Origin of the sequence: Binatus sp. (SeqCode), assembly GCF_049584895.1 — a bacterium.
In the GTDB taxonomy this organism is placed as follows: domain Bacteria; phylum Desulfobacterota; class Binatia; order Binatales; family Binataceae; genus Binatus.
This window is the reverse complement of record NZ_JBAUYR010000044.1, coordinates 1-20426: the sequence shown is the minus strand read 5'-3', so window position 1 is coordinate 20426 and position 20426 is coordinate 1. Positions and strand designations below refer to the sequence as shown.

Annotated in this window: 20 protein-coding genes, 1 tRNA gene and 1 pseudogene; 16 read left to right on the top strand and 6 right to left on the bottom strand. The window is 60.7% G+C overall.

Annotated features, from left to right (window positions below):
* The first annotated feature begins 276 nt into the window (after nt 1-276).
* The 8 genes from WB650_RS09235 to WB650_RS09200 all read left to right on the top strand — a co-directional run bounded on the left by WB650_RS09235 (nt 277) and on the right by WB650_RS09200 (nt 9573).
* Entirely contained in the window at nt 277-702 is a 426-nt protein-coding gene (locus WB650_RS09235) for a hypothetical protein (protein WP_422305686.1), read from the top strand.
* A gap of 10 nt (nt 703-712) precedes the next feature.
* Nucleotides 713-1606, top strand: a complete 894-nt coding sequence (locus WB650_RS09230; protein ID WP_422305684.1) for a 4-(cytidine 5'-diphospho)-2-C-methyl-D-erythritol kinase — start codon at nt 713-715, stop codon at nt 1604-1606.
* A gap of 320 nt (nt 1607-1926) precedes the next feature.
* Nucleotides 1927-2002, top strand: a tRNA-Gln gene (locus tag WB650_RS09225).
* A gap of 62 nt (nt 2003-2064) precedes the next feature.
* Nucleotides 2065-3024 (top strand): ribose-phosphate diphosphokinase, encoded by a 960-nt coding sequence (locus WB650_RS09220; RefSeq protein WP_423960233.1) that lies wholly within the window; start codon nt 2065-2067, stop codon nt 3022-3024.
* A gap of 27 nt (nt 3025-3051) precedes the next feature.
* Nucleotides 3052-3777: a 50S ribosomal protein L25 gene (locus WB650_RS09215; protein ID WP_422301764.1), complete on the top strand. Its 726-nt coding sequence runs from the start codon at nt 3052-3054 to the stop codon at nt 3775-3777.
* 121 nt (nt 3778-3898) lie between these two features.
* Entirely contained in the window at nt 3899-7372 is a 3474-nt protein-coding gene (dnaE, locus tag WB650_RS09210; RefSeq protein WP_422301762.1) for a DNA polymerase III subunit alpha, read from the top strand.
* 269 nt (nt 7373-7641) lie between these two features.
* Complete coding sequence (hflX, locus tag WB650_RS09205) at nt 7642-8931, top strand: GTPase HflX (RefSeq protein WP_423960235.1); 1290 nt, start codon at nt 7642-7644, stop codon at nt 8929-8931.
* An 18-nt stretch (nt 8932-8949) separates the two neighbouring features.
* Complete coding sequence (locus WB650_RS09200; protein ID WP_422291837.1) at nt 8950-9573, top strand: CDP-alcohol phosphatidyltransferase family protein; 624 nt, start codon at nt 8950-8952, stop codon at nt 9571-9573.
* A 6-nt stretch (nt 9574-9579) separates the two neighbouring features.
* Here the strand turns inward: WB650_RS09200 and WB650_RS09195 are convergent, their stop codons facing one another.
* Nucleotides 9580-10026: a hypothetical protein gene (locus WB650_RS09195; RefSeq protein ID WP_422306454.1), complete on the bottom strand. Its 447-nt coding sequence runs from the start codon at nt 10024-10026 to the stop codon at nt 9580-9582.
* 81 nt (nt 10027-10107) lie between these two features.
* Nucleotides 10108-10533 (bottom strand): hypothetical protein, encoded by a 426-nt coding sequence (locus WB650_RS09190; RefSeq protein ID WP_422306456.1) that lies wholly within the window; start codon nt 10531-10533, stop codon nt 10108-10110.
* Between the two features lie 174 nt (nt 10534-10707).
* Here WB650_RS09190 and groL point away from each other — a divergent pair, with 174 nt between their 5' ends.
* Together groL and WB650_RS09180 are read left to right on the top strand one after the other, a co-directional pair.
* Nucleotides 10708-12411, top strand: coding sequence for a chaperonin GroEL (gene groL / locus WB650_RS09185; protein WP_422306458.1), 1704 nt, complete (start codon nt 10708-10710; stop codon nt 12409-12411).
* A gap of 417 nt (nt 12412-12828) precedes the next feature.
* The gene (locus WB650_RS09180; RefSeq protein ID WP_423960229.1) at nt 12829-13218 is read left to right on the top strand and encodes a hypothetical protein; all 390 of its coding nucleotides are present in this window, start codon (nt 12829-12831) and stop codon (nt 13216-13218) included.
* A 154-nt stretch (nt 13219-13372) separates the two neighbouring features.
* On the opposite strand, the gene WB650_RS09175 is transcribed toward WB650_RS09180, so the two are convergent.
* Nucleotides 13373-14395: an alcohol dehydrogenase catalytic domain-containing protein gene (locus WB650_RS09175; RefSeq protein WP_422306462.1), complete on the bottom strand. Its 1023-nt coding sequence runs from the start codon at nt 14393-14395 to the stop codon at nt 13373-13375.
* A gap of 28 nt (nt 14396-14423) precedes the next feature.
* Between WB650_RS09175 and WB650_RS09170 the strand changes: the two genes are divergently transcribed.
* Entirely contained in the window at nt 14424-14855 is a 432-nt protein-coding gene (locus WB650_RS09170; protein WP_422306464.1) for an NUDIX domain-containing protein, read from the top strand.
* A gap of 15 nt (nt 14856-14870) precedes the next feature.
* On the opposite strand, the gene WB650_RS09165 is transcribed toward WB650_RS09170, so the two are convergent.
* From WB650_RS09165 to rsmD, 3 genes are all read right to left on the bottom strand, one after another.
* Nucleotides 14871-16070: a pyridoxal phosphate-dependent aminotransferase gene (locus tag WB650_RS09165; RefSeq protein WP_422306466.1), complete on the bottom strand. Its 1200-nt coding sequence runs from the start codon at nt 16068-16070 to the stop codon at nt 14871-14873.
* A gap of 94 nt (nt 16071-16164) precedes the next feature.
* Nucleotides 16165-16677 (bottom strand): pantetheine-phosphate adenylyltransferase, encoded by a 513-nt coding sequence (gene coaD / locus WB650_RS09160; protein WP_422291845.1) that lies wholly within the window; start codon nt 16675-16677, stop codon nt 16165-16167.
* Nucleotides 16678-16690: 13 nt separating this feature from the next.
* Complete coding sequence (gene rsmD / locus WB650_RS09155; protein ID WP_422306468.1) at nt 16691-17272, bottom strand: 16S rRNA (guanine(966)-N(2))-methyltransferase RsmD; 582 nt, start codon at nt 17270-17272, stop codon at nt 16691-16693.
* 244 nt (nt 17273-17516) lie between these two features.
* On the opposite strand from rsmD, the gene nuoE reads away from it, so the two are divergent.
* The 5 genes and pseudogenes from nuoE to WB650_RS09130 form a co-directional block, all read left to right on the top strand.
* Nucleotides 17517-18017: an NADH-quinone oxidoreductase subunit NuoE gene (gene nuoE, locus WB650_RS09150; protein ID WP_422306470.1), complete on the top strand. Its 501-nt coding sequence runs from the start codon at nt 17517-17519 to the stop codon at nt 18015-18017.
* Complete coding sequence (locus tag WB650_RS09145) at nt 18007-19122, top strand: complex I subunit 1/NuoH family protein (protein WP_423960227.1); 1116 nt, start codon at nt 18007-18009, stop codon at nt 19120-19122. Before nuoE ends, WB650_RS09145 begins: the two co-directional genes overlap by 11 nt.
* On the top strand, nt 19122-19661 hold the full coding sequence (locus tag WB650_RS09140; protein WP_422303415.1) for an NADH-quinone oxidoreductase subunit J: 540 nt from the start codon (nt 19122-19124) through the stop codon (nt 19659-19661). The genes WB650_RS09145 and WB650_RS09140 overlap by 1 nt, the downstream gene beginning before the upstream one ends.
* Nucleotides 19658-19960: an NADH-quinone oxidoreductase subunit NuoK gene (nuoK, locus tag WB650_RS09135; RefSeq protein WP_422303416.1), complete on the top strand. Its 303-nt coding sequence runs from the start codon at nt 19658-19660 to the stop codon at nt 19958-19960. Before WB650_RS09140 ends, nuoK begins: the two co-directional genes overlap by 4 nt.
* Nucleotides 19961-19969: 9 nt before the next feature.
* A pseudogene (locus tag WB650_RS09130) lies at nt 19970-20426 on the top strand (NADH-quinone oxidoreductase subunit L); the annotation flags it as partial.

The window sequence follows — 20426 nt, the reverse complement described above, 5'->3', positions numbered from 1 at the left end:
TCCCGGATACACCGAAGTAGGAAAGGGATCACTTAATTGAATGTGAAACCCGCGGTGGGTTTCACGCTTCCTTGGGCAGGGGTGACCCCTGCACCCAGTAATCAAGAAACCGCAAAATGGCGAAGACGCCATTTTGCACTCCGGTTCTTCTCCGATGTCATTCAGAGCGAAGCGAAGAATCCCGGATCCTTCCTATCCGTATCTGCCAGTTAATAGATCGCGCACGCTGGCATTGTTTTCCTTGCTTTTGCGCCTTAGTCTCGAATGAGGGAATGAATGAAGCTTCCTGACTTATATACCGACTGGAAGATAGTGGTCGGCCTCGGGCTGGTAATGCTGGGCGCCGCCAACTGGATTCTCGGTGTCGAACGCACTCAGATTTATAGCCGCATGATCATCGCGCATCAGCATCCGGCCGACGCCGCGACGGACTACCGCAGTTTTGACGAACTCGACGAAGGCGCTGCTGTCCTCGCGCCGCTCACCGCAGAGCAGCGGCAAGCGTCATATGCGACAGCAAGAATGGATTTTTATCACGCCGCCTTCCTCGCGGGACGCGCGATGGTGTTGATCGGGCTGCTGATCACTCTGTTGGGCTTCATCACGGTGATTCAGCAGGATTCGCGCCGTGCGTTTCGCCGCCCCGAGGACGACCCACATCTGCCGCGCGGATTGCCGGGCGCGCCCCGCGCTCCTCAATAGAATCTTCATCATGGTAACGGAACTGTCCGGGCGCGCATGCGCGAAGATCAATTTGTTCCTGCGCGTAACCGGGCGCCGCGGCGACGGCTATCACGAACTCGACTCGGTATTTCTGCCGCTCTCGCTCGCCGACGAAATCCGGATCGAAATTCGCGCTGCCGGTGAGCCCTCGGTCAGCCTCACCTGCAATCTTCCGGAACTGGCGCGAAGCAAGGACAACCTGGCGACGCGCGCCGCGCGCTCGTTCATGAGCGAATTCGATCTGGCCGCCGACGTTTCAATCGATCTCAAAAAACACATCCCGATCGGCGCTGGCCTGGGCGGCGGATCGAGCGACGCCGCCACAGTTTTGTGCATGATGGCTGCGGCGGCGCAGCTCACTGACGACGATGCGCCGGGCAGGTTGCGTCGAATCGCGCTGACGCTCGGGGCGGACGTTCCGTTTTTTCTCGATCCGCGGCCTTCGCGGGTGACGGGGATCGGCGAAAGAATTATGCCTATCGAGGAAATTCCGTCGATGCCGATAGTTATAGCCGTGCCGCCGTTCGAGGTTTCGACGGCCGCGATCTTTCGCGCGCTCGAGCCCGCGGGATGGAGCGGCGAGGCACCCGACGATCACCTCGAAGCGATCATGCGCGGCGAGATCGCGCCCGAGTTTTTAGTGAACGACCTCGCGGCGGTCGCGATCGCGCAGTTTCCGGAAATTCGGCGCCTTAAAGGGTTACTTGAAGATTCGGGCGCACTAGCGGCGCATATGTCGGGCAGTGGCGGGGCGGTTTTTGGCGTGTTCGAATCGACCGAAGAGGCCGAAAGTGCGGCAACCAGAATTCGCAAGCGCGCGCCGTTCGCCACCGTGATCGCGACCTCGACCCTCGACGGCGAATCCGACGACGAAGTGGCCTGATATATCCACCAATTCGCCATATCTGTGCATGTGTGCACTGGCGCCGGATTGACAGCGAAAAACCGCATCAATAACATCGCAATTCCTGCACGCAGGCTGCTAAAGTCGAAAAGTCCGGGCAGGTTCGGCGCGACGCAGGTTCGGCGGGACAGCTTGAGTTGATTGATTTGATTGTCCGGTGCGGTCGCGCGACAGTTCGGTTCGAATAGATTGGATCGCTTGTTTCGCCGGCTGAGCGCCCGAGTGGCGTTTCGCCGGCTGCTATTTTGACGATGTTGATATGGGAAGCTCGGCTCCTGGGCCTTTGAATCCAAATGCGCTGGGCGGTCGCCAAGCTGGTAAGGCACCAGGCTTTGGACCTGGCATTCGAAGGTTCGAATCCTTCCCGCCCAGCCAGGCTTAACCACGGTGTGCGACGATTGAAAACCGCACGATGATCGCGACGCGAGGGAATTGAAATGTCGGACAGGGTCAAAGACCAGCTCGAAGTTTTCACCGGGAACTCGAACCCCGCGCTCGCGCGCGAGGTCACGGAGCATCTTGGCGTGAAGATGGGCGAAGCCGAGGTCGGCCGCTTTCCCGACGGCGAGGTGATGATCGAAGTTCGCGAAAACGTCCGCGGCGGCGACTGTTTTATCATCCAGTCGATATGCACGCCCCCCAACGAAAACCTGATGGAGCTGATCCTGCTCACCGACGCGCTCCGGCGCGCGTCAGCCGGTCGTATCACTGCCGTGATTCCGTACTTCGGCTATTCGCGCCAGGATCGCAAGGTCGCACCACGCGTGCCGATCAGCGCGAAGGTGGTCGCCGACCTGATCACGACGGCGGGCGTGAATCGCGTGCTGACGGTTGATCTACATGCGGGCCAAATCCAGGGCTTCTTCAATATCCCGGTTGACAACCTCTACGCGATGCCAGTGTTGATCTCCTACCTGCGCAAGCGAATCGACGGGAAGAAGGTATCTGTCGTGTCGCCTGACGCGGGCGGTGTTGAACGCGCCCGCGCCTACGCTCGGCGGCTCAATGCGAACCTCGCGATCATCGACAAGCGGCGCCGGCGTGCGAGTGAAGTCGCCGAGATGCAACTGGTCGGCGAGGTGAAAGATTCGATCGCGCTGCTGGTCGACGATATGATCGATACTGCCGGGACTATCACCGAGGCGGCCAAGGTCGTCTCCAATGCGGGGGCGACCGAAGTGATCGCCGTCGCGACCCATCCGATATTATCGGACCCGGCGTGCGAGCGGCTGAACAAATCGAACATCACGGAAATTGTTACGACCAACACGATTCCGCTGCGCGCGAAGGCACAGGCCGAGCTGCACAAGCTCCACAGTCTGTCGGTCGCGAGCCTGCTGGCGGAAGCGATGAAGCGAATTCATAATTCGGAGTCGGTGAGCTCGCTCTTTGCCTGAGCGCGCGAACCATCAAGCGAGGAAACAATGGAGACCGGTGAACTAGCCTGCGAGAAACGTGCGACCCGACCCAAGGGTCAGAATAACGCGCTGCGGCGCAACGGCCGCGTGCCTGCAATATTGTACGGACCGACGACTACGCCGATGGCGCTCGCGGTTGATCGCCTCGAGCTGAAGGCCAGGATTGCGGCGGCCGCGCACACGCGTATCATCAAGCTCAAATCGAACACCGCGGAGCTCGACGGCAGGCACGTGATATTCAAGGACCTGCAGCGCGCGCCGGTGTCGGGCGAAATTCTGCACGCGGATTTGTACGAGGTCGATCTCAATCGCGCGATTCGGGTCGAGGTGCCATTTAAGTTCGTCGGCAAGCCCAAGGGCGTTGCGAACGGCGGAATCCTCGCGCCGCTCCAGCGCACCGCGACAGTGGAATGCCTGCCGCTGGAGATTCCTGACCAAATCGAGGTTGACGTCACCGAAATCGATATCCATGACGTCATCCACGTGTCAGCGGTGAAATTTCCCGACAACGCCAAGCCGATCTTCGATACCGATTACCCGGTGGTCACCGTACTGCCACCGACTGTCGCGGAAGTCGCGGTGGTTGCGGCACCGGAAGCGGTCGAAGGCGCTGCGGTCGAAGGTGCTGCTCCGGCGGAAGGCGCGGCGGCAGCTCCCGCAGAGGGCGCGGCCAAAGAAGGCGGAGACAAGGCTGCGGCCAAGAAGCCCGAGGCCGCCGAAAAGAAGAAGTAGTTTTTTCGGTATCTCGCTCGCGCGCGTTGTTGGGAAATCTTCGACGCGCGCGAGCAATCAGATGTGAGGGGAGCGGGCGCGCGGCGTATGCTGCGAGCCTGGTGCAGGGGGAGGGGCCGCTATGAGTTTCGTCCATCTTCACGTCCATACGCAGTACAGCCTCCTCGACGGCGCCAACAAAATCGGGCCGCTGATCGATCACGCCAAGGCGTCGGGGATGGAAGCGATCGCGATGACCGACCACGGCAACATGTTCGGCGCGGTCGAGTTCTATCAGAAGGCCAAAGCCGCCGGGATTAAGCCAATCATCGGATGCGAGGTTTATCTCGCGCCGGGCAAGCGCACTGATCGCAGCCAGGTTCCGCGCAGCGACGACTTCGACGGTGGCGGCAATTTTCATCTGATCGTGCTTGCGCAGAATCGCGACGGTTACCGAAATCTGTGCCGGCTTCTCACGACCGCGTACCAGGACGGCCTCTACTACAAGCCGCGGGTCGATAAGGAAATCCTCGGCGAGCTGTCCGACGGGCTGATCGTGTTGTCGGGATGCCTGTCGGGCGAAATTGCGCGATGGCTCAGAGCGAATCGCATGGACAAGGCGCGCGAGACGGCCGAGTCGTACGCGAAGATGTTTCCGGGGCGCTACTATCTCGAGCTCCAGGACAACAAGCTCCATTCGCCGTACAACGAGGCGCTCCGCGAAATCGGCAAGCAGGTCGGGCTGCCGTTGGTGGCGACCAATGATTGTCACTACCTGCATCGCGACGACGCCAAGGCTCACGAAGTCCTGCTCTGCATCCAGACCGGCAAGACGATGGCCGACGAGACGCGCTGGCGCTTCGATACCGACGAGCTTTACGTCAAAACGCCCGCCGAGATGGCGACCGCGTTCGGAGCGGATTCGGAAGAGGTCCGCAACAGCGTCGAGATCGCGCGGCGAATCGATTTTGAATTCGAGTTCGGCAAGTTTCATTTCCCGGTATACAAGTCCGGGCCGGGCGTTGACCTCGACGCCGAGATGGAGACTCACGCGCGCGAGGGACTGACGGCACGCTTGACTGAAATACGCGCGCGGCGCGCCGACGTCGACGAGTCGCAATACCAGGAGCGCATCGACCGCGAGATTCCGGTGATTCGTGAGATGGGTTTCTCGGGCTACCTGTTAATTGTCGCCGACTTTATCGGCTACGCGCGCGGACGTGGAATTCCGGTCGGTCCGGGCCGCGGCTCGGTGGTCGGCAGCCTGGTTTCGTACGCGCTGGGGATCACCGAGGTCGACCCGGTCGAGCATCGGTTGCTGTTCGAGCGATGGCTGAATCCGGGACGCAAGTCGATGCCGGATATCGATGTGGATTTTTGCTTCGAGCGGCGCGACGAAGTGCTCGAGTACGTGCGCAAGAAGTACGGCGACGATCGCGTCGCGCAGATAATCACGTTCGGCACGATTAAGGGCAAGCAGGCGATTCGCGACGTCGGGCGCGTGCTCGGGCTGTCGTTCGCCGAGACCGACAAAATCGTCAAGCTGTATCCGGCGCCCAAGCAGGGCCGCGATTTTCCGCTCGCCGATGCGCTCGATATGGAGCCGCGGCTCAAGGCCGAGCGCAAACTGCATCCGGATCTTTTCAACTACGCGTTCAAGCTCGAAGGCCTGCTGCGCCATGCGTCGCGCCATGCCGCTGGCGTCGTGATCTCCGATCAGCCGCTCACCGATCTCGTGCCGCTCTACGTCGACAAGGAACGCGACGAGGCGGCGCTGTCGATCACGCAGTATTCGATGAAGGGTGTCGATGAGATCGGGCTCATCAAGTTCGACTTCCTCGCACTCAAGAACCTGACGCTGATCGCTGACACGCTCACGCTGATCAAGGCCGGCGGTAAGGAAGCTCCCGACCTGAATCGGCTGCGGCTGGACGACGCCGATACCTACCGGATGCTCGCACGCGGGGACACGGTCGGCGTGTTCCAACTCGAAAGCTCGGGAATGCGCCGGTTTATCAGCGAGCTCAAGCCGACCTGCTTCGATGACGTGATCGCCGCGGGCTCGCTGTTCCGTCCGGGTCCGCTCGACTCGATCCAGGACGGCAAGACGATGGTGCAGCATTACGTCGATCGCAAGCACGGCAAGGAGCCGGTCGAATACGATCATCCGCTCCTGGAGCCGGTGCTGCGCGAGACTTACGGCGTAATCGTGTACCAGGAGCAGGTCATGCGCGCGGCGCAGGCGCTTGCGGGATACTCGCTCGAACAGGCGGACGTCCTGCGCTACGCGATGGGCAAGAAGAACAAAGCCGTCATGGAAAAAGAGCGCGCGAGCTTCATCGAGGGCGCGAAAAAAAATGGCGTCAACGCCGCGCTCGCCAGCACGATTTTCGAAAAGATCGAAACCTTCGCGTCATACGGATTCAATCGCTCGCACGCCGCCGCATACGCGCTGACCACCTACACGACCGGCTACCTGAAAGCGCACTATCCGCACGAATTCATGGCGGCGCTGATGTCGCTGGACATGGACGACGTCGACAAGACCTACAAGAATATCGCGGCGCTGCGCGATATGAAGATCGCGATCCTGCCGCCGGACGTTAATCAGAGCCGGGTGAAATTCGCGGTCACCGACGGCGCGATTCGCTTCGGGCTGGCTGCGATTCGCGGCGTCGGCAGCAAGCCGGGCGAAGCAATCGTCGCGGAGCGCGAAGCCAACGGGCCGTTCGAGAGCATGGCGGATTTTTGCATGCGCGTCGGCACGCAGCTGATCAGCCGCCGGGTGCTCGACGCGCTTATCAAATGTGGCGCGTTCGATTCGGTAAGCGTGGTGCGCGCCGCGCTGATGGCTGAAGCTGAGAATGCAATCAAGCTCGCCCAGAAGGCGCAGAGCGACGCGGAGAAGAATCAGATTGGATTGTTCGGCGGTGCGATCAAAGTGCCCAAGCCGGCGGCCCGCGAGTCGATTCCGGAATGGGACGCGCGCGAGAAGTTGAAATTCGAGAAAGAAGCGCTCGGCTTCTACATCACGGCGCATCCGCTGGACAAATACGAGCGCGAACTCGCGCGAATCAGCAAAGTCACCACCGCGGATTTATCGTCGGCGCCCGACGGCAGCCCGGTGCAGATAGCGGGCGTGATCCATGCCGTGAAACTCAAGAACAACAAGTCGGGTAAACGCTACGCGACGTTCTCGCTCGAGGATCGCGAGGGCGCGGTCGAGGCGATCGCATGGTCGGAGACCTATCAGAAGTTCGAGGCGATTATCATGGGCGACGAGCCTGTGGTCGCGCGCGGCAAGCTGGACGTCGACGACGAGCGCGCGCAGATAATCCTCGAAGGTTTGGTTCCGCTTGATTCGGCGCTGCTCGATTCAATCCGCGAGGTGCGTATCACGGCTCCGATGAATCGGTTGGAGAACGGCGGCCTCGACGCGCTGAAGGCGATGCTGGCGCGTTATCGCGGCAAGTCGATGACGTACCTGCATCTCGGCCTCGACGACGGCCGCGAAGCAGTGATGCTGCTAGGCGACAGCTACCGAGTGACGCCGACGCAAACCTTCGTCGCCGAGCTGGAGCAGATTTTTGCGCCGGGCGCGGTCGAGTTGAGATAGGAGAGAATTCACTTTATTTAATGTGAAAATCTTCACCTCTCCCGCGGGTGGCGACAAAGTCGCTAGCCGCACACTGGGAGAGGTCGTCCGACGACATTTATGTCGGCGGGCGGGTGAGGGCGCTGGCATCGAGCTGAATCCAAGCGCCCTCACCCGCGCCCGAGGCGCGACCTCTCCCTTCGGAGGGAGAGGTACAGAGCTTGGCGTACCGAGGATTGCTGGTATCTGATAGGCTTGATGGTTAGATTCTCTGCGATTGAGGTAATCATCTGGCTAAGTCCTACGACGTTGCCCATGAGCATCACGAGAGCGCCGTCCTGGTTGGAATCGAACTTGGTTCCGAGGCGGGGATTGGCACCGACGAATCGCTCGACGAACTTAAAGCTTTGACCGAAAGCGCTGGGGCGGAGGTGGCTGGGGTTGTTCGGCAGCGGCTGAAAGCGCCTGATCCGCGCACTTTCATCGGGAAAGGCAAGGCCGGCGAGGTGCGCGAGCTGGCGCAATCGAAGGGCGCGTCGCTCGCGATTTTCGACGACGCGCTCAGCCCGGCGCAGGCGCGCAATCTGGAGAATGAACTCAAGATTCGCGTGATCGATCGCAGCCAACTGATTCTCGACATTTTCGCGCAGCGCGCGCATACGCTCGAGGGCAAGCTGCAGGTGGAGATCGCGCAGCTCAGTTATCTGCAACCGCGGCTGACGCGTCAGTGGTCGCATCTTTCGCGCGTTCGCGGCGGCGGCGCGGGGGGCGGCGGCGTCGGCACTCGCGGACCCGGTGAGACGCAGCTCGAAGTTGACCGGCGCCGACTGCGAGAGCGGCTCACTCGCCTAAAAGAGCGTCTCGGCCAGGTCGAGCGCACGCGCTCGATTCAGCGCCGCCGGCGTCTCGAGGTTCCATTTCCGACTGTCGCGCTGGTGGGATACACGAATTCGGGCAAGTCGACGCTGATGAACGCGCTGACCGACGCCGGCGTCGAGGTCGCCAATCGTCCGTTCTCGACGCTCGATCCCACGATTCGGCGGCTCAAGCTGCCGAGCGGAATGAACGTGATGCTGGTCGATACAGTGGGATTTATCCATCGCCTGCCGCATATGCTGATCGACGCGTTCAAGGCGACACTCGAGGAAGTGCGTACTGCGACGATGCTGCTGCATGTCGTCGATGCGAGCTCGCCGCTGGCTGCCGATCGCATGACAATTGTCGACGAAGTGCTGCAGGAAATCGGCGCCGGAGCTGCGCCGCGGATCGTCGTCATGAACAAAGCCGACCTTGCCGAGCCCGGCGCGAATCGAAACCGGGCGCATGACGCGGTCTCGATTTCGGCGCTGAAGGGCGAAGGCCTCGGCGATTTGCTCGACGCGATCGAACGCCATCTCGGCGGATCGCGCGAAGAAGTATCGGTCACTTTCCCTGCCCTGCGCGGTGACCTGGTGGCAATGGCGCGAAGGGATGGAGAAGTGCTAAGCGAGGAGTATCGCGACGGCGTGGTTTCGATGCGAGCCCGCGTGAGCGCTCCTGTAGCGGGACGCCTGCGCAAGGCCGCCGACGCCGCAAGCTGACCGCACCAATTAGATTTCATGGCAGCTCCGTCACATAGCAGCATCCGCGCACGTCCCGGCGCGCAACCAGCGCCGGCCTCATACAGCAAACTGCTGAATCTCCCGAATTTCCTGACGTTATGCCGAATCGGGTCGATTCCAATCTTCCTGATATTTCTGACGCGCCAGCGTTACGAGGCCGCGCTTTACGTCTTCGCGGCGGCGGCGGTGACCGACGGACTCGACGGCGCGGTGGCGAGATGGTTCGACTCGCGCACCGAGCTGGGCGCGTTTCTCGATCCATTCGCGGACAAATTGATGCTGGTGTCGGCCTTCGTCGTGCTGACAATCGACGGCGAACTGCCGGGCTATTTGCTTAGCGTAGTCATGATTCGCGATATCGTGATCGTCGTCGGCTACCTGATGATTTCGTTCTTCACCGGCGAGCGGGTCCCTGTGCGGCCGAGCTATCTCGGCAAACTGAGCACGGTGATGCAGCTCGGCTGCGTGATTGGGGTGCTGGCGCGCGCGGGAAACTACTGGCCCGAGGATTTCAACGCGCTGCTAATCGCGACGGTCGCCGTCACCGCAGCCTCATTCATACATTATATGTACCGCGGACTGGTCTGGCTCCGATCGCGCGAGCCGGAGATGTTCGCGTAGCACTCATCAATCGTCCGATGAGTCTTTATCGCTGGGATTCGCGGCGTGCCTCAGCGCCTTGCGGACTCGTTCGCGCAATGTGTCGTCCGCCTCGATTTTGTTTTCGAGCGCCCTGAACTGGTCGACCGTGAGACCCTGTTTGGAAGCGGCCTGCTCGACGGTCAGGTTGTGGTCCTTCTGCATCGACTCGTAGACGCTGATGTATTTGTCGACCTGGCTGGTCGGAACGTCTTTGTCATCTTCGTCGGTCGCCTCGGCGGGCTCTGGCTCGGTCACCGGCTCAGCCGCAAGTTGAAGGGGGAGCTGCCGAAGCTGAGATCCTATCGCGCGAGCGCCATCAGTTAACGCCGCCGACGCGAGCGAGGCTGGCAGGATGGCAAGCGCTCCAAAGATTATCGCTATCACGGCGCTGGTGGTGCGCTTGGCCGCCAATCGCGGGATGATTGTTTTCACGTTGAATAGCCTCCGCGGAAAATCCAGGTGGGTGCAACGATCATCCTTGCATGCTCAGCCGATTTCATAAAGCCGGTTCGCCTACGGAGAGATATCGAACTCTAAAGGCAGGGTCTGATCGGGGCGGGGACCGTCGCATACCAGATCGATCAAAGTAACCTGAGTCTTCCAGTGGCCCGATTGAGTTGGCGTTCCCTCGAATAACCAATCGTTTTGCCCGCTCTGCCGGATTCCCGGCGGAAGGCTGCGCGCGGCAACCAGCGCCTCACCGGCGGCAGGACCGCCACATCCGGCAGCTTTTTCATCCAGAACGATGCCTGCATGGAGCGGATGACCCACCTGCCCTTGATTTCCTTCTACTTGGAAAGGCACGTCATGAGCCGCGCAACCTGCAAGGAGGAAAATTGTTGTGATCGCAATAAAGATAGATAAGGCCCGTATTCGTGCTCCGCTGCCGGTCGACACAGGCAATGGAACTGTTGCGCGGCGTGCAGATTCGGTTTCCATCGGTCCTATCCTCTACCTAAATCCTGCTGTATCCGCCACTTGGAGCGCAAAACGGCCTCTCCACTTGCATCGCGCGCAGTGATGTTTAAATTCATATCGGTCCCTTCGCCGCCGAGGTGGTGGTTTGTCCGGGATGAATCCAGGAACGAGATAGCAATATGGGGAGATATTTACATGCCAGCCAAAACGGTTGAGCTGCACGAGAGAGCACGAGTCGGAATCGTCAGGGGCGCGACGCTGGTGGCGGAAGCCGCGCGCATAACCTTGGGGCCCAAGGGTCGCAACGTCATGATTCAGCGGAGTTTTGGCGCGCCGACCGTGACCAAGGACGGTGTGACGGTCGTCAAGGAAATCGAACTCGAGAATCGCTTCGAGAATATGGGCGCGAAGCTGATACGCGAGGTCGCGCAGAAGACTTCCGACGTCGCCGGCGACGGAACGACCACCGCCACGGTGCTGGCGGGCGCAATTGTGCGCGAGGGGATCAAGCTGCTCGCGGCGGGATTCCCCGCGATGGAACTGCGGCGCGGGATCGAGGCCGCGGTGATCAAGGCGGTCGCGACTATCAAGGAGATGTCGCGGCCGGTGAAGGAGCGCGATCGGCTCGAGCAGGTCGCCACGGTCTCAGCCAACGGCGATAGGTCGATCGGAAAAATTGTTGCCGACGCGATGGACAAGGTCGGCAAGGAAGGCGTGATCACGGTTGAAGAGGCGCGCGGGTTGGACACCGTCCTCGACCTGGTCGAAGGGATGCGCTTCGATCGTGGCTACCTGTCGCCGTATTTCGTCACCAATCCCGACAAGTTGACGGCCGAGCTCGACGAGCCGCTCATCCTGTTCTACGAGAAGAAACTTTCGAACCTGCGCGAAATCCTGCCGCTGCTCGAAAGCGTGGTGCAGACCGGACGCCAGCTCCTGATAATCGCAGAGGACGTCGAGAGCGAGGCGCTGGCCGCGCTGGTCGTAAACAAATTGCGCGGGACAATCAAAGTTGCGGCGGTAAAGGCGCCGGGCTTTGGCGATCGACGCAAGGAAATGCTGCAGGACATGGCGATCCTGACCGGCGGCACTCTGATCGCGGAGGAACTCGGTGCGAAGATCGAGAATGTCGAGATCGCCTCACTGGGCAAGGCGAAGAAAGTTCTGATCGACAAGGACAACACGACGATCATCGGTGGCGCCGGCAAGAAGTCAGAAATCCAGGGGCGAATTGAATTGATCCGCCGGCAGATCGAAGAGACTACTTCCGACTACGACCGCGAGAAGCTGCAGGAGCGGCTGGCCAAGCTCACCGGCGGTGTCGCCGTGATCAAGGTCGGCGCTGCGACCGAAGTCGAGCTGAAGGAAAAAAAGGCACGCGTCGATGATGCGGTGCATGCGCTCCGCGCCGCGGTCGAAGAAGGAATCGTGCCGGGCGGCGGCGTCGCTCTGGTGCGTGCAATCGCGGCGGTGGAGTCACTCCGACTCAATGAAGATAAGAAGGCCGGCGCGGGGATCGTTGCGGCGGCGATGGCGGAGCCGCTTCGGCAGATCGCGCGCAACGCCGGTCACGAACCGGAAATCGTCCTCAACGCAGTGCTCGAAGGCAAAGGTGATTTCGGTTTCAATGCCGCCACCGAAGTTTACGAGGATCTGGTCAAAGCCGGCGTGATCGATCCGGCCAAGGTCGTTCGCTCCGCACTCGAGAACGCGGCCAGCGCTGCTTCGATGATGCTGACGACCGAGGCCGCAGTGGCCGAGGCTCCGACCAAGCTCGCGCCGAGGCCCGCGATGCCTGGCGGCGGTGGAATGGGCGGGATGGGAGGTATGGGCGGAATGGGTGGCATGGGCGGTATGGGAGGCATGGGCGGTATGGAAGACTACGGCGACGATTTCTAGTCGCGCAGGGAACGAAAAAGCCGATAAGTCGGGAACCATGCGCTATCCGAATCGAATAGTCATTTTCGCCTTCGCCTGATAGTAATACCTTAGAGTGTTAGGGTAGTTACTCACGACTATGCCGAGCGCGAGAAGATTGGCAATGAGACCGAATATCCTGCTGTGAGTGGACGTAAATGAACTCGACACCATCGGTTAGCTAGTGAGTCTTAATCTTCTCGTCATAACACACTACTCGCGACGAGCTATATGCAAATAGCCAGTGGGTCAATAGTACAGACAGTAGCAATTCGCACAACCAACGCTTGCATAGGACTGGGAGTTTGTGCGACAAATTGAGAGTCTTAATGCAGGAGATCCGTTAACGAGCTAGCAACAATCCTGCGCATTCCTTAGGAGGAATAAATGGAAGGGTTAATGAGAAAAACTTCGAAACTGGTCGTGCTTGCCGGGGCTGTGTTGTCCCTTTCGTTGTTCGCGGGATGTTCCTCGAACGAGCCGGATCCAGCACAGCGCGCCGTCAATGCAGCGAACCAGGCGGACCAGGCTGCCGCTCGCGCTGACGCTGCGGCCCAGAAGTCATCGGCTGCGGCGGCACAGGCTCAGGCGGCGGCGAGCCGCGTAGAGCAGGCGGCCAGCGATGCGAAAGCGGCTGCGGATCGCGCAGAAGCGATCGCGTCGAAGACGATGACCGAGCATCATCCGATGCGTCACCGTCGTCACCGCGCGGCAGCAGAAGCGGCACCGGCCGAAGCAGCTCCAGCACCGGACAGCGGCGCTCCAGCACCGGCTCCTGCCACTCCGTAATTTCGCTCAGGCTTGATAGTAATGAGGGCGGTTGCATCGGCAGCCGCCCTCGTTTGTCTATCTTGCTGCTAGCCGCCGGGCTGATTACTCAGTCACGGCCCCGCCTTTTCTGACTACTGGTTTGCCCGTCTACAAGGTCTGGGGCTGTGTGTGACTAACTCGCGAATGTGACTATCACTTTCAGCGATTCCGGCTTTTGCGCGGTCGCAAACGCTTCGGTGATCTGCGCCAGTGGAAATCGATGCGTCACCAGTTCTCTGGCATTGATCACGCCGCGCTCGACCAGCGACAGCGCTTCGCGCGTTTCGTCCGGCCCGCATGAGTAGCTCGGGACCAGCCGCGTCTCATTGAAGTACAAGTCGTGCGGCTTAACGAGTAACTCGTCTTCGGGCGGCGTCGCCGTGAACTGCACGACGGTGGCGCCTTTGCCGGCCGCGGCGATCCCGGTGGCAATTGCCTTCGACGTGCCCGGCCCGACGATCACGACGTCGGCCATCGCGCCGTTGGTGATCTCGCGCACTTGCTCGATGAGGTTGTCGCCCTCGACCACGATCCCGCGATCTGCGCCGAGCTCGATTGCGCGCTTGGCCCGTGAATGAAAAAGGTCGGCGCCGATGATTGTGCCGGCGCCCAGATGCCGCGCCAGCTTCACATGCATCATGCCCATGATGCCGAGACCGATGATCAGTATTGACTCTCCAGCTTTTAATCCCGAGCGCTTGATCGACTTGACGACGCACGCGGCCGGCTCAATCAGCACGCCGTCGGCGTCTGCAACCGAGTCCGGGAGCCTCAGTGTGTCGCGCTGATTGGCCGCGCTCACGAGAAAGAACTCCGCCATCCCGCCCGGGATGAGGTTGGTTGCCCGCCAGGTCGCGCACTGAACGTATTCGCCCCGCCTGCACGCGGCGCATTGGAAGCAGGGCGCGTGATGGTGCACGAAAACGCGATCGCCGGTTTTGAATCCACGGACCGCCGCTCCGGCCTCTTCGACGACACCGACTGGTTCATGTCCGAACACGAGCGGCGCCTTGCGCTTCATGTACCAGGGCATGATGTCGCCCGAGCAGATGCCGCATGCGCTCGCGCGGACCAGGATGTCGCCGTCGCCGACCACCGGCCGCGCGCTTTCCTCGACGCGGATGTCGCCGACGTCGTAAAGCCGAGCTACCTGCATAAAGTTACCGCCATGTTAGAATCGCATCATGCCACGACCGAAATGTCCTCCGATAGCCGCCGACATAATCGCTGAGATTGGCGACAAAGTCGTTTTGATCGAGCGTAAAAATTTCCCGCTGGGATGGGCAATTCCCGGCGGCTTCGTCGATTTTGGCGAGACTGTCGAAGAGGCAGCCGTGCGCGAGGCGCGCGAGGAGATCTCGCTCGAGGTCGAAATTCGCGCGTTGCTTGGCGTGTATTCGCGGCCTGACCGCGATCCGCGCGGACAGACAATCACAGTGGTGTATGTCGCGCGCACGTCGGGAACGCCACGCGGCGCTGATGACGCAAAGAATGCCACGCTATGCGATCCGCGCAATCCGCCGACTCCGCTTGCGTTCGATCACGCCGAGATTCTCGCCGACTATGTGCACTGGCTTGAGACCGGCGAATTTCCCGCTCCGTGGCGCAAGCACTGATCAGCGATACTGCCGCTAGCGCTTGAGCTTCGCGACAGCGCGCTCGATGCGATCGAAAGCCTCGTTCAGATTCTTTACCGAAGTGGCGTACGAAAGCCTGACGTGTTCCGGCGCGCCGAAGTCGTTGCCGCCGACCAGCGAGACGTGCGCCTCGTCGAGAATGAACGCGGCGAGCGTGTCGCCGTCGGTGATTTGCTTGTCGCCAAACCGGCTGCCGAGCAGCTCCGACACGTTCGGGAACGCATAAAATGCGCCCTGCGGAATGTTGGGCAGCCTGAAGCCCGGTATTCGCCGCACGCGCTCAACCACCAGCGCGTTGCGCTCGCGAAACGCCTCGAGCATCGGCTTGAGCGCGTCCTGCGGACCGGTCAGCGCCTCGATCGCGGCTGCTTGCGTAATAGAATTGGGGTTGCCGCTGTTCTGGCTCTGCAAGCGCCCGGCAGCTGCGATCGCTTCCTTCGGCCCGGCCGCGAATCCGATGCGCCATCCGGTCATCGCGTAGGTTTTCGACAGCGAGTTGAACACGATGCCATGAGACTTGAGCCGCGGCTCGATATGGAACAGATGCGGCGCAAACTCGCCGTAAGCGATGTGCTCGTAAACGTCGTCGGACATCACCCAGATGTCGGTGTCGACCAGAACCCGAGCAATCGCTGTGAGCTGTTCAGGACCGTACACGGCGCCGGTCGGATTCGACGGCGAATTCAGCATGATGCCGCGCGTGCGTGTCGTAATCGCGCGACGCAAAGCCTCAGGCTCAAGCATGAAGCCTGACTCTTCCGAGCACGGCACGAACTTCGGCTCCGCGCCCGACAGCGAAACCATCGCGGCGAAACTCACCCACGCCGGCGTCGGGATGATCACCTCATCGCCTTCATCGAACAGCGCGTTGATCACGTTGGCCTCGGCCTGCTTGCATCCCGCCGACGCGATTATCTCGGGCGGCTCGTAGTCGAGGTTGTTATCGCGCTTGAGTTTCAGCTTGATCGCATTTTTGAGAGCGGCGGTTCCGCCGACGGCAGTGTATTTCGTCTGTCCCGCGGCGAGTGCCTTGTCTGCGGCTTTTTTGATGTGCTCGGGAGTATCGAAGTCCGGCTCGCCTGCCGCCAGCGAGATAACGTCGATTCCGGCGAGCTTCATTTCGGTGGCGCGCGCGTCAGCAGCCAGCGTGGCTGATGGTTTGATTGCAGCGATTCTGCGATTGAGCTTCAGCATTTCCTGAATCCGAATTCTAAAAATTGATGCGCGACGCTCGGGCCATCGCGAACGACCACAGATTGTATCTTTCCCGGCGTTTCGAAAGAACCGCTTAACCGACTTTGAGCTTCGCGCGCAGCCGCTCGATCACGAGCTCCGGCACCAGCTCGGGCAGGCGCTTGCCGTACCCCGCGACTTCCTTGATCAGGTGCGACGAGCTGAAGAACAGCCGTGGATTCGAGAACATGAAAATGGTCTCGACGTTGGGGCTCATCGTCTTGTTCATCTGTGCCATCTGCAGCTCGTAATCGAAATCGGTCACGGCGCGCAGCGACCGAATTAAAACTTTGGCGCCGATTCGTTCCGCATAATCGACCGACAACCCGCTGAACTTGTCCACCCGCGCGCGCGGCTCGAGGTCTCGAATAACCTCGCGGATTATTTCGACCCGCTCGTCGCCGGAAAACAGCGCCGCATCCTTGTGCGGATTGTAAGTCACCGCGACGATCACCTCGTCGAAAATCGCGACGCTGCGCCGGATTACGTCGACGTGACCGTTGTGAATTGGGTCGAAGCTGCCGGGATAAACCGCGATCAACGGGGAACGCTCTTTGCCTTTCGTCATTTCCTTTAGGCCGTCACTCTGCGCTCGGCGCCGATTCTGGTCGCCGGTAAAAGGCGATCCGATGATCGCCGATGGTTGCAACGAATGCGCGCTCGTGGGCTTCAGGAGCGGGCGGTGCCGCCGGCGCGCGTTTCGATTGTTCCACTACCACCCATCCGCCAGGGGCGACGAGATTGAATTCACCGAGCAGCGCGAGAACGTCGGCGCTCATGTCGTCCTTGAACGGCGCGTCGACAAATACCAAATCGAAAGACTCATTCGAGCGTCCGAGCTCCACGAGTGCGCGATGCACCTCCGACACGACGATGCGCGCGCGATCAGAGAGTTCAAGCTCTGAAAGATTTGCGCGAATCGCGGCGGCCGCATCGCGCGACGAATCCACAAACGTCACATGCGCGGCGCCGCGCGAGAGCGATTCGATGCCCAGCGATCCGCTGCCCGCGAAAATGTCGAGTACGCGGACGCCGTCGAGATCCATCCGCACCGCCAGCCGCGAAAAGATCGACTCGCGCGCCCGCGCCGACGTGGGCCGCGTCAGCAAACCGCGCGGTGCCTTGAGCCGTCTGCCGTGAGCGTGTCCTGCAATAATTCGCATCGCGTAAATATTTTCGAGGCGCTTATAGGTCGAATCAACCAGCGCGCTTTAATCCAAACCGCTCAAGCCTCTTGCCTCGAAGTCGCGGACGATAGATAACCCGTTCTGCCGGACCCCGCAAGTTGGCGGCGTGCTCGGGAACGCAAGCTTGCACCTCTGGCGGATTGGCGAAATTTTCGCTACCAATCATTAGATTCCTCAAACTGACCAACTCCTACGTTGAAGGCCCTGTAATACTTCTGCCATGCCCGAGAACGATCAACCCAGGTTTTCCGACGCGGCGCTCGACGAGTACCGCCAACTGCTCGGCCGCTATCCGACGCGCCAGGCCGCGCTGTTGCCGACGCTGTGGATTGCGCAGCGCGAGTTCGGATGGCTCAGCGACGCGACCCAGGACTACGTCGCGCACCTGATGGAATTGCCGCCGGCTCATGTGCGCGCGGTCGTTTCGTTCTACACGATGTTCCATCGCAAGCCGGTCGGCCGCTACCTGCTCGACGTGTGCACAAATCTTTCGTGCCGGTTGCGCGGCGCCGACAAAATTGTGGATTGCATCCGGCGCAAATTGAAAATCGAGCTCGGTGAGACGACGCCCGACGGAAAGTTCACGCTAGGCTCGGCCGAATGCCTGGCTTCGTGCGGGACTGCGCCGATGCTCCAGCTGAATCAGGACACGTACGTCGAAAATCTCACCGAAGAAAGTACCCTCAAACTTATCGACGAGCTGGCCGCACGTGACCATTGAACTAATCGCCGGCGCGATCAAAGCGATCCTTATGATCCTGCTCGGATTGAACCTGTCGCTGTTCCTGCTCTACTTCGAGCGCAAAGGCAGCGCGCTCATCCAGGACCGAATCGGCTCGAATCGCGTCACCATCACCGGCCTCGGCAAGCGACTTGGCATGCCTAACCTCGGCATCATCAACACCACCATCGCCGATCCGGTCAAAATGTTCACCAAGGAAGATTTCGTGCCAGCCGGCGCGGACAAATTCCTGCACACGCTCGCGCCATTCCTCGCGCTGTTCCCGGTGATGATCACGTTCGTCGTGATCCCGTTCGGCGACACGATTTCGATTGCGGGTCATCGCATCGGCCTCGAGGCCGCCAACCTCAACGCGGGCGCCCTCTATCTGCTCGCGACGATCGGGCTCGGCGTGTACGGTGTCGCGCTCGCAGGATGGTCGTCGAACAATCGATGGGCGCTGCTAGGCGGAATTCGCGCGACCGCGCAGATGATCTCGTACGAGCTGGCGATGGGTCTCGCTATCGTGTCGGTCATCATGACCTTCGGCACACTGAACTTGCAGGAAATCGTGCGAGGGCAGGGCGGCGTGTGGTTTGGATTTTTGCCGCGCTGGGGAATTTTCGTGCAGCCGCTCGCTTTCATCCTGCTGTTGGTGGCGGGCGCTGCTGAATCCAAGCGCATCCCGTTCGACTTGCCCGAGAGCGACTCGGAGCTGATCCAGGGTTATTTCACCGAATACTCCGGCGGCAAGCAGGCCGTCTTCATGCTTACCGATTTCGCCGAGCAGGCGCTACTCGCGATGTTGTTGACGACGTTTTTCCTCGGCGGATGGCAGGTTCCGTGGCTGCTGCGCGACGGATTCCATCTGCCGGGCGGCGCGTTTCTCGCCGTGCCGGCGCTGATCGTCTCGATCCTCGGCATCATCGCGTTCCTGGTGAAGGTCGTCGCGCTGTGCATCTTCCTCGGCCTGGTGCGATGGACGTTGCCGCGCTTCCGCTACGACCAGTTGATGCGCCTCGGATGGAAAGGGCTCGTGCCGCTCGGGCTGCTGAATGTACTGCTGACTGCGTTCGTCGTGGTGGCAACCGGGAGAGTCCAGTGATGCCGCCGTTCCTGTATATTTTTCTCGGCGCATTGGCGATCGTCTCCGCGCTCGGCGTTATCATCCAGCGCAATCCGATTCACTCGCTGCTCTCTTTGATCTCGACGCTGCTGACGATCGCGATCCTGTTTATCGGCGAGAACGCCGTCGTGGTCGGCTTCCTGCAAATCATCGTGTATGCCGGCGCGATCATGGTCCTGTTCCTGTTTGTGATTTGGCTTTTGAATCTTCAAGTCGAAACCGGGCCGACCGGTCATCTCGCGTTGAAGGCTTTCGGGTCGCTCGGGGCTGCTCTGCTCGTGACCGAGCTGTTTTTTCTCCTCGCGCCGCCCCATCTGCAGGTAAAGTTTACGCAAGAGCCCGCCGGCTATGGTTCGCTAGCAAGCCTCGCGAGCAAGCTGTTCACCGACTACCTGGTCGCGTTCGAGGTGACTTCCGTGCTGCTGCTGGCTGCAGTGGTCGGTTCGATAGCGCTCGCGCGCCGTCTGCCGGTGGTGGTCGAGGAGCAGCCGCGCGTCGAGGAGAAAATCGCGTCATGATTCCGCTCACCTACATGATGTCGCTAAGCGCGATCATTTTCGCCATCGGCGTGGCCGGCGTGATCATCCGCCGCAACATTCTCGTGATGTTCATGTCGATCGAGCTAATGCTCAATGCGGTGAATCTCGCTTTCATCGCGATCGGCAGCCGGCTGGGATCGATGGACGGTCAGGTGATCGTCTTTTTCGTAATGACGGTCGCGGCGGCGGAGTCGGCGGTCGGTCTCGGCATCATCATCTCGACCTTTCGCAATCGCGAAACCGTTCACGCCGACGAGTTGACGCTAATGAGATGGTGACCAAAACCAATGACGGTTGAGTTTCCAGCACTCGCGCTAATCCTGCTGTTCCCGGCGCTCGGCGTAGTGTTCAATTTGTTCTTCGGCGCAAAATGGGGACGCACCGCGGTCAATATCGTCGGGCCGGGCGTGATGTTCCTCGCGTTCGGAGTTGCGACGTGGGCGTTCTCGAAGTTGATCGCGATGCCGTCGGGCGGGGCACTAGCCCAGCCTCTCTGGGGATGGATCGAGGGTGGCCCCTTTCACGCGGACCTCGGACTGCGCGTCGATGCGCTATCCGGCGTGATGGTGATGATAGTCACTGGGGTCGGCGCACTAATTCATCTTTACTCAGTCGGGTACATGGCGCACGACGAAGACTTCGCGCGCTTCTTTACCTACATGAACCTGTTCGCACTATCGATGTTGATACTCATTCTTGCGGACAACTTACTAATGATGTTCGTAGGGTGGGAGGGCGTCGGGC

Coding starts and splice junctions, on each gene's coding strand:
- WB650_RS09235 (WP_422305686.1), top strand. CDS start 277: ATGAAGCTTCCTGACTTATATACCGACTGGAAGATAGTGGTCGGCCTC.
- WB650_RS09230 (WP_422305684.1), top strand. CDS start 713: ATGGTAACGGAACTGTCCGGGCGCGCATGCGCGAAGATCAATTTGTTC.
- WB650_RS09220 (WP_423960233.1), top strand. CDS start 2,065: ATGTCGGACAGGGTCAAAGACCAGCTCGAAGTTTTCACCGGGAACTCG.
- WB650_RS09215 (WP_422301764.1), top strand. CDS start 3,052: ATGGAGACCGGTGAACTAGCCTGCGAGAAACGTGCGACCCGACCCAAG.
- dnaE (WP_422301762.1), top strand. CDS start 3,899: ATGAGTTTCGTCCATCTTCACGTCCATACGCAGTACAGCCTCCTCGAC.
- WB650_RS09200 (WP_422291837.1), top strand. CDS start 8,950: ATGGCAGCTCCGTCACATAGCAGCATCCGCGCACGTCCCGGCGCGCAA.
- WB650_RS09190 (WP_422306456.1), bottom strand. CDS start 10,533: ATGGAAACCGAATCTGCACGCCGCGCAACAGTTCCATTGCCTGTGTCG.
- groL (WP_422306458.1), top strand. CDS start 10,708: ATGCCAGCCAAAACGGTTGAGCTGCACGAGAGAGCACGAGTCGGAATC.
- WB650_RS09180 (WP_423960229.1), top strand. CDS start 12,829: ATGAGAAAAACTTCGAAACTGGTCGTGCTTGCCGGGGCTGTGTTGTCC.
- WB650_RS09175 (WP_422306462.1), bottom strand. CDS start 14,395: ATGCAGGTAGCTCGGCTTTACGACGTCGGCGACATCCGCGTCGAGGAA.
- WB650_RS09170 (WP_422306464.1), top strand. CDS start 14,424: ATGCCACGACCGAAATGTCCTCCGATAGCCGCCGACATAATCGCTGAG.
- WB650_RS09165 (WP_422306466.1), bottom strand. CDS start 16,070: ATGCTGAAGCTCAATCGCAGAATCGCTGCAATCAAACCATCAGCCACG.
- coaD (WP_422291845.1), bottom strand. CDS start 16,677: ATGACGAAAGGCAAAGAGCGTTCCCCGTTGATCGCGGTTTATCCCGGC.
- rsmD (WP_422306468.1), bottom strand. CDS start 17,272: ATGCGAATTATTGCAGGACACGCTCACGGCAGACGGCTCAAGGCACCG.
- nuoE (WP_422306470.1), top strand. CDS start 17,517: ATGCCCGAGAACGATCAACCCAGGTTTTCCGACGCGGCGCTCGACGAG.
- WB650_RS09140 (WP_422303415.1), top strand. CDS start 19,122: ATGCCGCCGTTCCTGTATATTTTTCTCGGCGCATTGGCGATCGTCTCC.
- nuoK (WP_422303416.1), top strand. CDS start 19,658: ATGATTCCGCTCACCTACATGATGTCGCTAAGCGCGATCATTTTCGCC.